11 protein-coding genes and 1 rRNA gene (1 of these 12 running past the window's edge) are annotated in these 8,540 nt (G+C 41.5%); 3 read left to right on the top strand and 9 right to left on the bottom strand.

Annotated elements, in window-relative coordinates:
• A 16S ribosomal RNA gene (locus EJ103_RS00175) occupies positions 1–200 on the bottom strand (it extends 1,336 nt beyond the left edge of the window).
• 597 nt (positions 201–797) lie between these two features.
• Here EJ103_RS00175 and EJ103_RS00170 point away from each other — a divergent pair.
• Complete coding sequence (locus tag EJ103_RS00170) at positions 798–1,334, top strand: gamma carbonic anhydrase family protein (protein WP_126005385.1); 537 nt, start codon at positions 798–800, stop codon at positions 1,332–1,334.
• Here the strand turns inward: EJ103_RS00170 and EJ103_RS00165 are convergent.
• Together EJ103_RS00165 and aroE are read right to left on the bottom strand one after the other, a co-directional pair.
• The gene (locus EJ103_RS00165; RefSeq protein ID WP_004588028.1) at positions 1,317–1,577 is read right to left on the bottom strand and encodes a DUF1488 domain-containing protein; all 261 of its coding nucleotides are present in this window, start codon (positions 1,575–1,577) and stop codon (positions 1,317–1,319) included. The two genes, EJ103_RS00170 and EJ103_RS00165, sit on opposite strands and share 18 nt — an antisense overlap.
• Positions 1,574–2,398, bottom strand: coding sequence for a shikimate dehydrogenase (aroE, locus tag EJ103_RS00160; RefSeq protein WP_126005383.1), 825 nt, complete (start codon positions 2,396–2,398; stop codon positions 1,574–1,576). Before aroE ends, EJ103_RS00165 begins: the two co-directional genes overlap by 4 nt.
• Positions 2,399–2,451: 53 nt before the next feature.
• Between aroE and EJ103_RS00155 the strand changes: the two genes are divergently transcribed.
• Positions 2,452–2,889, top strand: coding sequence for a group II truncated hemoglobin (locus EJ103_RS00155; protein WP_029773006.1), 438 nt, complete (start codon positions 2,452–2,454; stop codon positions 2,887–2,889).
• Between the two features lie 93 nt (positions 2,890–2,982).
• Here the strand turns inward: EJ103_RS00155 and hemF are convergent, their stop codons facing one another.
• The 6 genes from hemF to EJ103_RS00125 all read right to left on the bottom strand — a co-directional run bounded on the left by hemF (position 2,983) and on the right by EJ103_RS00125 (position 7,912).
• Entirely contained in the window at positions 2,983–3,933 is a 951-nt protein-coding gene (hemF, locus tag EJ103_RS00150; protein WP_054983830.1) for an oxygen-dependent coproporphyrinogen oxidase, read from the bottom strand.
• Between the two features lies 1 nt (position 3,934).
• Positions 3,935–4,498, bottom strand: a complete 564-nt coding sequence (locus EJ103_RS00145) for an L-threonylcarbamoyladenylate synthase (protein WP_054983829.1) — start codon at positions 4,496–4,498, stop codon at positions 3,935–3,937.
• 21 nt (positions 4,499–4,519) lie between these two features.
• Positions 4,520–5,095 (bottom strand): type I DNA topoisomerase, encoded by a 576-nt coding sequence (locus EJ103_RS00140; protein ID WP_004588033.1) that lies wholly within the window; start codon positions 5,093–5,095, stop codon positions 4,520–4,522.
• A 97-nt stretch (positions 5,096–5,192) separates the two neighbouring features.
• On the bottom strand, positions 5,193–5,666 hold the full coding sequence (locus EJ103_RS00135; protein WP_004588034.1) for a DUF494 family protein: 474 nt from the start codon (positions 5,664–5,666) through the stop codon (positions 5,193–5,195).
• Between the two features lies 1 nt (position 5,667).
• The gene (gene dprA / locus EJ103_RS00130) at positions 5,668–6,759 is read right to left on the bottom strand and encodes a DNA-processing protein DprA (protein ID WP_004588035.1); all 1,092 of its coding nucleotides are present in this window, start codon (positions 6,757–6,759) and stop codon (positions 5,668–5,670) included.
• 31 nt (positions 6,760–6,790) lie between these two features.
• The gene (locus EJ103_RS00125) at positions 6,791–7,912 is read right to left on the bottom strand and encodes a LysM peptidoglycan-binding domain-containing protein (protein ID WP_004588036.1); all 1,122 of its coding nucleotides are present in this window, start codon (positions 7,910–7,912) and stop codon (positions 6,791–6,793) included.
• Between the two features lie 119 nt (positions 7,913–8,031).
• Between EJ103_RS00125 and def the strand changes: the two genes are divergently transcribed.
• Entirely contained in the window at positions 8,032–8,538 is a 507-nt protein-coding gene (gene def, locus EJ103_RS00120) for a peptide deformylase (RefSeq protein WP_004588037.1), read from the top strand.
• The last annotated feature ends 2 nt before the right edge of the window (positions 8,539–8,540 follow it).

The raw sequence follows: 8,540 nt of genomic DNA, 5'->3' as shown, positions 1-8,540 counted from the left end.
CTCTTTGGTCCGTAGACATTATGCGGTATTAGCAGTCGTTTCCAACTGTTGTCCCCCACCTCAAGGCATGTTCCCAAGCATTACTCACCCGTCCGCCGCTCGTCAGCAAAGTAGCAAGCTACTCTCTGTTACCGCTCGACTTGCATGTGTTAGGCCTGCCGCCAGCGTTCAATCTGAGCCATGATCAAACTCTTCAATTAAAAAGTTTTGTGTCTTTCGACAGCTCAATGAATTCTGAATTTATTTAATATCTTTCGATATTGAATTGACTGTGCTGCAATTCTTTTCTTAAGTAAAACCTAAGAAAGTTATTGCTGTTGGTCACTCAGTTTCAATTGAGACTCTAAATTTGTTTGCCTCACTACCTAAGTAGCTTGGCTGTTAGAACTCAATCTGTACGAGTGCCCACACAGATGATTGCTTTATATTGTTAAAGAACGTTGCGACGTTGTCGCTAGGGATGCGTATAATACATCCTTTATTTTTCGAGTCAACACTTAATTTTAAACTTTCTTTTTAGAAGATTTAAAACCGAAGTTTTACTTAACTCTGTGAGCAGCTCCTGCCTCGCTATGCGTTGGCGTTCCCCGTCTCAGTGGGGTCGCATTATAGGGAGAACAGATTTTTACGCAAGCACTTTTTTAAAGAAAAACCAAAAAAAAGCACTGTTCGGTCAATATGTGAACTAAACCCTCTATAACTGGTAGTTTTATAATCAAAACAGGCCTTTTCTGGCCTATATTTAAGTGTTGCTGTTACACTCAAGCGACTATAACTGGTATTTAAAAGGTATATATATGGCTATCCGTTCTTATAAAGGTGTGACTCCCTCTTTTAATTCGTCTGTTTATGTTGATGAATCGTCTGTTTTGGTAGGAGATATTACTATTGGTGACCACAGTAGCGTATGGCCATTAGTGGCAGCGCGAGGAGATGTTAACTATATACGTATTGGTGAACGTACAAATATACAAGATGGTAGTGTTCTTCATTTATCACGCGCGACTAAAAGCAACCCAGATGGTTACCCACTTGTTATTGGTGATGATGTGACAGTAGGACACAAGGTGATGCTGCATGGATGTACGCTTGGAAATCGTATACTTGTCGGTATGGGCGCTATTGTAATGGATAATGTAATAGTAGAGGACGACGTTATTATTGGTGGGGGTTCATTAGTACCGCCAAATAAACGATTGGAGTCTGGTTATTTATATGTTGGTAGTCCAGTAAAGCAAGCCCGCCCATTAACAGAGCAAGAGCTTGCCTTTTTAAAAGTATCGGCAGATAACTATGTGCAATTAAAAGACGAGTATTTAGCAGAGATCAACTAGATTCACTTCTATCTGCCCTGCCGAGTTATAACTTTCATTTTCTATAAGTTGCTCGGCACATTCTTCGTAATCAAATCGGTATTTATCAAAATGCTGCGTTGCATGGCTTTCATCTTGAAGCCCTAGCTTTCGTAAATCTATAATACACTCCACCAGCATCCCTGTTACTTGTGCAAAAAAGACTAGTTGGTGGGAAGGTTCTCTAAACTCGAGTCTATCTATAAACTGTATGGCTTGATTCATTTAAGCATGCCTTGTTTTAGTGCTTTAACAACAGGAAGTATAGCGGGCATTTTATTACGCCATACATAATATGCCTGTGCGGCTTGGCCTACCAACATACCGCTGCCATCTAACAGCTTAGCGTGGTTATTATGCTCTGCAACCCAGTTCATAAATACGGTATTTTGCTGGGAGTAAAACATATCGTATGCCACTGCGCACTGACTTAGGTGTTTTTCGTCAAGTGCTGGTAACTCGTTGTTCATACTGCTAGAGGTAGAATTTACGATAAGTGAGTAATTGCTTACTGGTAATGTATCAAACCCATAGCCTGTTACCTTGCCATATTCAGCAAATAGTTGCGCTAAGTCTTGCGCTTTTTTTGCCGTGCGATTAACAATCGTTATTTCAGCTGGGTTATGCTCAAGTAGCGGTAGTATTACCCCTCTTGCTGCGCCACCAGCACCAATAATTAAAATACGCTTATTGGTAATTGTCACTTCATTGGCAAGTAAATCATTAACAAAGCCCACGCCATCGGTGTTATCGCCTAATAAAGTGCCATCATCGCGTTTTTTAAGTGTGTTAACTGCACCAACAATTTTAGCAAGTGGGGTGAGTTCATCAGCCATGGCATACGCTTGCTCTTTAAATGGCATAGTAACGTTGGCACCTATTCCGCCTTGCTCAAAAAAGGTGGTTACTGTTTTTTCAAAGTGATCGATAGGTGCTAATATTGCGCGGTAGTCGATTTGCTCACCCAAAGATACAGCAAATTGTTTATGTATCGCGGGGGATTTTGAATGTTTGATTGGATTTCCAAAAACCGCATATTTGTCCATTTTAAAGCAACCTCTTTGCAGCTATACACTGCCTATTAACGATGATAAGTAATATGATTAAACGACTTTTTTCAAAATCTAAACCAGCTCCTGAGCAACCAGCGCCCACTCCTGAGAAAACACCATATGAAATAATTGGTGGAGAAGCAGGTACCCGTGCTATTGCTAATAGATTCTACGACATAATGGCCAGCGATGAATACGCCAAACCATTATATGATATGCATCCTCTGCCATTAGATAGAATTCGCCAAGTGTTTTTTGAGTTTTTATCGGGTTGGTTAGGCGGCCCTAACCTATTTACTGAAAAACATGGCCAACCTATGCTGCGCAAACGCCATATGCCTTTTACTATAAATAAAGACCTGCGCGATCAGTGGATGTATTGCATGAATAAAACCCTCGATATAGAAGTAGACAACCCCCTACTGCGCGAAGGGTTAAAGCAGTCTTTTGGACAACTTGCCACCCATATGATTAATGAACACTAATTGTAACTGCTTAGCAAAAAGGCGCTGTTTAGCGCCTTTTATTAGGGTTTATTGACCTTTGCGGATTGAACAGCCCCTACCTTAATTTAATATTTATAACTGCCACTCTCTGGCTATCAAATCAGTGGGTTTAGTGCTTAGCCACTCTTGTGGACGTAAATAGTATTGATACAAATTAGCCTCTGCGCTGTCGGGCGCGGGCTTATAATTGTACTCCCAACGCGCCAGTGGTGGCATCGACATTAATATAGACTCTGTGCGCCCACCGCTTTGTAAACCAAATAAAGTGCCTCTATCCCACACAAGGTTAAATTCTACGTAACGACCGCGGCGATACAATTGAAAGTCACGCTGCTGTTGCGTGTATTCATCATTTTTACGACGCTCAATAATAGGTAAGTAAGCATCTAAAAAACCATTACCAACCGATTGCATAAATGCAAAGCTCTGCTCAAACCCTAGCTCGTTTAAGTCATCAAAAAATAAGCCGCCTACACCGCGTGTTTCGTCGCGATGTTTTAGGTAAAAATATTCATCACACCACGTTTTGTATTTTGGATACACTTGTTCACCAAATGGTGCACAAATGTCGTGTGCGACTTGGTGCCAATGCTGTACATCTTCAAAAACGGGGTAAAAAGGCGTTAAGTCAAACCCTCCGCCAAACCACCAAATAGGCTCTTCGCCTTCTTTTTCGGCTATAAAAAAGCGTACATTGGCATGACTTGTAGGAACATGTGGGTTTTTTGGATGAATAACTAATGAAACACCACATGCATGAAAGCTTCGCCCTGCAAGCTCAGGCCTATGAGCGGTCGCAGAGCCCGGCATAGATGCACCAAACACATGCGAGTAGTTAACGCCGCCTTGCTCTATTACATTGCCGTTAGTGGTAACACGCGTACGCCCACCACCGCCTTCGGCACGTTGCCAGCTATCTTCTACAAATTTTGCACTGCCATCGGCCTGCTCTAAACCTTGGCAAATAGTGTCTTGCAAAGCCATAAAATACGCTTTTACTTGTTCTAATAATTCGCTTTGCATATTAACCTCTAAATACTTTGCCGGTCATGGCATCTTTAATTGTGCTTGGCTGCGTGTTGCCCCCTAAGGGCTCATCAATGTAACAGCCTACCTTATCTGCAAATTGCTGCTTGGCTTGTTCAATACTTGTTACCGTTGGCTGTCCGGTTAAATTAGCACTAGTAGAGACAAGAGGCTTGCCTAATTGCTGGCACAAGCGCTTAACACTTGGATGATCAGTAACCCGTACGGCAATCGTATCAAACTGCCCTGTTAACCATTTAGGCGTATTTTTAGCTGCAGGCATTACCCAAGTAATAGCGCCGGGCCAACTAGAAAAAATATCAGCGCGTTTGTCCATTGGCAGCTTTACATCGTCAACATACTTTAATAACTGGCCGTAGTTATCGGCGATTAAAATAAGGCCCTTTTCAACGGGACGCTGTTTTATTTTTAGCAACTTCTCAACAGCTTGCTGATTATCTGGATCACACCCTAAACCATAGACAGCTTCAGTAGGATATAAAATAACTTCACCTTGCTCTAAGCAAGATATAGCCGTAGGCAATGTAGAAAGGTCTGACAAAATATGCTCCAGAAATTTATATTAATCAGTAGTGGTAAGTTTATGCAGGCAACTTTTTTGTGGGCACTGTAGCACAGTACCATTGGCCATTTTTTTCTCAATAACAAGCGGCCAATCGCACTTAGGGCATGGCTTGGCTATGGGTTTGTTATTTAGAGTATATTTACAGCTTGGGTAACAATCGCATGAGTAAAACGTTTTACCAAATTTATTGCTGCGTGCAACTAGCTGCCCTTTTTTGCATTTAGGACACCCAGGTAATTCATCATCGTTATTATTAGGTTCGTCATCGTGGGCGATATAATGACACTCAGGGTACCCTGTACACCCAATAAACATACCATAACGGCCGTTTTTAACCACCAGCGGTTTTGTGCACTGTGGGCAGGCTGAATCTTCAAGAACCTTTATTTCGTTGCTGTCGTGATGCGCTAATGGACGAATAAAGTCGCATTTAGGGTAACTAGCACAACCCAAAAACGGACCTGTTTTAGAGTTACGGATCACTAATTCAGAACCACATTGTGGGCAGACTTCGTATTCTTTTTCTAAGGCGTGTTTATCCGCCGAGAAAAGCGAATGGTCGATTTTACTCATGAGGTTCCTAATGGGTTGCTGAATTTTCGCCTAATATACCCAAACCACTTAAAGATACAAGCTGTGCATATATGTTTAAGTGGTTTGGCATACAATTTTAATGTAGAAGTTCGGTGGGTTCGTCAAATATAAGGTCTTCCATTTGCTCGTAAGCCTCTTCTGAGCCAGGTACGTTAAATAACACCATAAGCACCACCCACTTTAAGTCATCGAGCGAAATATAAGGTTTATCTAATGCGGCTAGGCGGTCCATAACCATTTCACGGGTTACACTGTTAACGACCCTTATTTGCTCTAAAAACATCAAAAAGCCACGGCATTCAACGTTTAACATTTTGCATTCGCTATCGGTAAAAATGCGCATTGCTTGGTGAGGCTTTGTAATTAAGTAGGGCGACTCGTCGCTGCGTTGTAAATCGGCCAATTGTTCAAGCCAGTTTAACGCTTTAAAAATTTCGGTCTTATTAAAGCCCGCGCGAAGTAATTCATCGGTAAGCTCGTTTTCTTCAATATAAATATCGGCTTCACTGTGAATGTAGTTTTCAAAAAGATACATGAGAATATCAAACATATTACCTTCCTGTGCTTAGCTTTATATACCCGTCTAACACTCGCTCTATTTCGTCGTCTAACTCTAAATCGAGCAACCTTGCCAGCACTTTATCAATTGGCCACTTGGCGCGACGTACAATTTCATCAACACTGGTTACCTCATACCCTATACTATTTAACACCTCACACTGTGACTGTTTGTTTACAGGCTCCTCTTTATTATATAGACCGCTTTGATAAGAAAAGCTCACCTCATCCAAAATATCTGTTACATTTTCGACTAACTTAGCGCCCTGCTTTATTAAAAAATGACTCGCTTGCGATAAAGGGTTTTTAATAGAGCCAGGTACTGCAAACACTTCTTTATTTTGTTCAATAGCGTAACGTACCGTGATCAATGAACCGCTTTTAATTTCAGCCTCTACAATAACCACGCCTAAAGACAGCCCTGATATAATACGGTTTCTGCGTGGAAAGTTATGCGCATTAGCGGCGGTACCCGGTAAAAACTCGCTTATTAATAAGCCATGCTCTAATACTTGGTCTGTTAATAATTTATGGCGTTTGGGGTAGTAAATATCAACCCCAGTCCCTAATACACCAATTGTTTTGCCATTATTGGCCAATGCGCCTTTGTGCGCGGCACCATCAATTCCCCGCGCCATGCCCGAGGTAACAGTAATACCGGCTAAAGTAAGCTGATAAGCAAGCTCCGAAGCTATTTCAAGCCCAGTAGGGGTCGCGTTTCTACTGCCAACAATAGCCACTTGCGGGCTAGATAACAGCGATATATCGCCTTTACAAAATAACAGTAAAGGGGCACTGGCTATGTGTTTTAGCTCGTTTGGGTATAGCGCATCAAAAATACACACCACAGTAATATTAAGCTGCTGTATTTGTTGTTCGTAATGGTTTACTTGCTGCCAATTGGTATTGAGTAAGTTGCAGGCTTGGTTTTGGGTAAGGCCAAGCTGTTGTAATTCACTTTGGTTTAAATCAAATAATGATTCGAGGGGGTGAGTATGTGATAAGGCTAACAGTGTTTTAATACCTAAGCCTTTACACATATAAAAGGCAAGCCAGTGGGCTAGCTTGCCAGATGACTGATCCATGCTCTCTCCTAGAGCACCGACTCGCTACAACTTAATGAATTACTACACTATCTCCAACGCGAATTGGGTGCTGATTTTTTGTTATTAATGCATAACTCACTTTGTCATACACTTTAAATACAATTAACTCACCCACTTTTTCATGTGGCATTGTCCATGTTGTGGTGTCTTCATCTGGCTCGCTGCCAAATAATTCACCTGCATCAGATAAAAGCTTTTCAAATTTGCTCGAATCCTCTGGATAACGCGGTCCCCGAGGGCCATCAATAACGGTGGGTGATTGGCGTTCTAAATCGAGGATATGACCAACTTCAATTTGTTGCTCAGCACCTAAGTTTAGCACCACTACATCCATTGTGCTGAATTCTCTTACTTGGCGCGGCGAGTCAATAACACTGCCGGATACACTTTGCTTAGGACGATGCATATTAAAGTACGCTGGTAACATTTGGCCTTGCATAGCAGGGAGTAAAAAATCGCCTTGTTGTATTTCTTGTTTAACTGACTCAACCCTTAAAGACGATGGTACGCCATTGCTTTCATCGCCCGTTCTAAATGCACGAGCCATACCGACATAAGTAGCGCGAGTAGCTAGCTCTTCACCGGTTTGTGTATCTATGTAAGGTTCGCCTTTGTGATAAATAGCATACGCTTTATGTACTTTTAAATCGCCCTTAACGTATAAAATATGCCCGAGAGTTTGCGTTTTAGTATTTTCGTTTGCCCCTAAAATATACGGCTTATCATCTATGTCATCGCTGTTAATCGCTTGCTCATAACTTAAATAAGGTTTAATTATTTCAAGTGGCAAAGTGGTGATGGCGTTATTACCTTTTGGTGTAATACGCCCTTGCGGCGATAATTTTCTGTACGCTTTATTAATCACCAAACGCGGGTTACCGTCGGCGTCGTACACTAACGCGAGTGCATCGCCCGGGTAAATTAGATGCGGGTTATCTATTTGCGGGTTCATTTGCCACAACTCTGGCCACAGCCATGGTTCTTCTAAATAAATGCCGGAAATATCCCAAAGGGTATCGCCTTTTTTTACAACATATTGTTTTGGAGCATCTTTTTTTATTTGTAAAACATCAGCGACTGCAGGAAAAGCAGTACTTAGTGCAAACATAATTGCAGCCAATTGAGATTTCATTGGGCTTCCTTGTATTGTTTTTTCATTATTATTGACCAAAACCTGTTAAAGGGGAACGCGAATGGCTAAAATAAGAGCATACAATACCCTAAATTAAGCACAAGTGTAAAAAGGTAACTATGGCTAGGTTAGAAGTTTTAAGATTTCCAGATGAGCGTTTACGTACGGTAGCAAAAGAAGTTGCACAGGTTGATGACAACGTTCGCCAAATTGTAAAAGACATGCTAGAGACAATGTACGATGAAAACGGCATTGGGCTAGCTGCTACACAGGTTGATATTCATCAACGTATTGTGGTGATCGACGTATCAGAAGAACGCGACGAACCACTGGTTTTAATTAACCCACAAATTATTAAAAAAGATGGTGCAACAATTAGCGAAGAAGGCTGTTTATCAGTGCCTAACTCTTACGCAAAAGTAGACCGTGCTGAAACCGTAACCGTTGCTGCTCTTAACGAAAATGGTGAAGAATTTGTACTAGATGCAGATGAGCTATTAGCTATTTGTATTCAACACGAACTAGATCACTTACAAGGTAAACTATTTATCGATTACCTATCGCCATTAAAGCGTCAACGTATTCGCAAAAAGCTTGAAAAAGAAGCTAAATTTGCCGCGAAGTAATA

Origin of the sequence: Pseudoalteromonas sp. Xi13 (genome assembly GCF_003952205.1) — a bacterium.
GTDB classification, from domain to species: Bacteria; Pseudomonadota; Gammaproteobacteria; order Enterobacterales; family Alteromonadaceae; genus Pseudoalteromonas; species Pseudoalteromonas atlantica.
The sequence above is the reverse complement of the archived record's forward strand: the minus strand, read 5'-3'. Positions and strand labels throughout refer to the sequence as shown.

Bases quoted from the DNA above. Each gene is read 5' to 3' on its own strand.
- EJ103_RS00155 (WP_029773006.1), top strand. From the start codon at position 2,452: ATGATTAAACGACTTTTTTCAAAATCTAAACCAGCTCCTGAGCAACCA.
- EJ103_RS00140 (WP_004588033.1), bottom strand. From the start codon at position 5,095: ATGAGTAAAATCGACCATTCGCTTTTCTCGGCGGATAAACACGCCTTA.
- EJ103_RS00125 (WP_004588036.1), bottom strand. From the start codon at position 7,912: ATGAAATCTCAATTGGCTGCAATTATGTTTGCACTAAGTACTGCTTTT.
- EJ103_RS00135 (WP_004588034.1), bottom strand. From the start codon at position 5,666: ATGTTTGATATTCTCATGTATCTTTTTGAAAACTACATTCACAGTGAA.
- def (WP_004588037.1), top strand. From the start codon at position 8,032: ATGGCTAGGTTAGAAGTTTTAAGATTTCCAGATGAGCGTTTACGTACG.
- EJ103_RS00170 (WP_126005385.1), top strand. From the start codon at position 798: ATGGCTATCCGTTCTTATAAAGGTGTGACTCCCTCTTTTAATTCGTCT.
- EJ103_RS00165 (WP_004588028.1), bottom strand. From the start codon at position 1,577: ATGAATCAAGCCATACAGTTTATAGATAGACTCGAGTTTAGAGAACCT.
- aroE (WP_126005383.1), bottom strand. From the start codon at position 2,398: ATGGACAAATATGCGGTTTTTGGAAATCCAATCAAACATTCAAAATCC.
- hemF (WP_054983830.1), bottom strand. From the start codon at position 3,933: ATGCAAAGCGAATTATTAGAACAAGTAAAAGCGTATTTTATGGCTTTG.
- dprA (WP_004588035.1), bottom strand. From the start codon at position 6,759: ATGGATCAGTCATCTGGCAAGCTAGCCCACTGGCTTGCCTTTTATATG.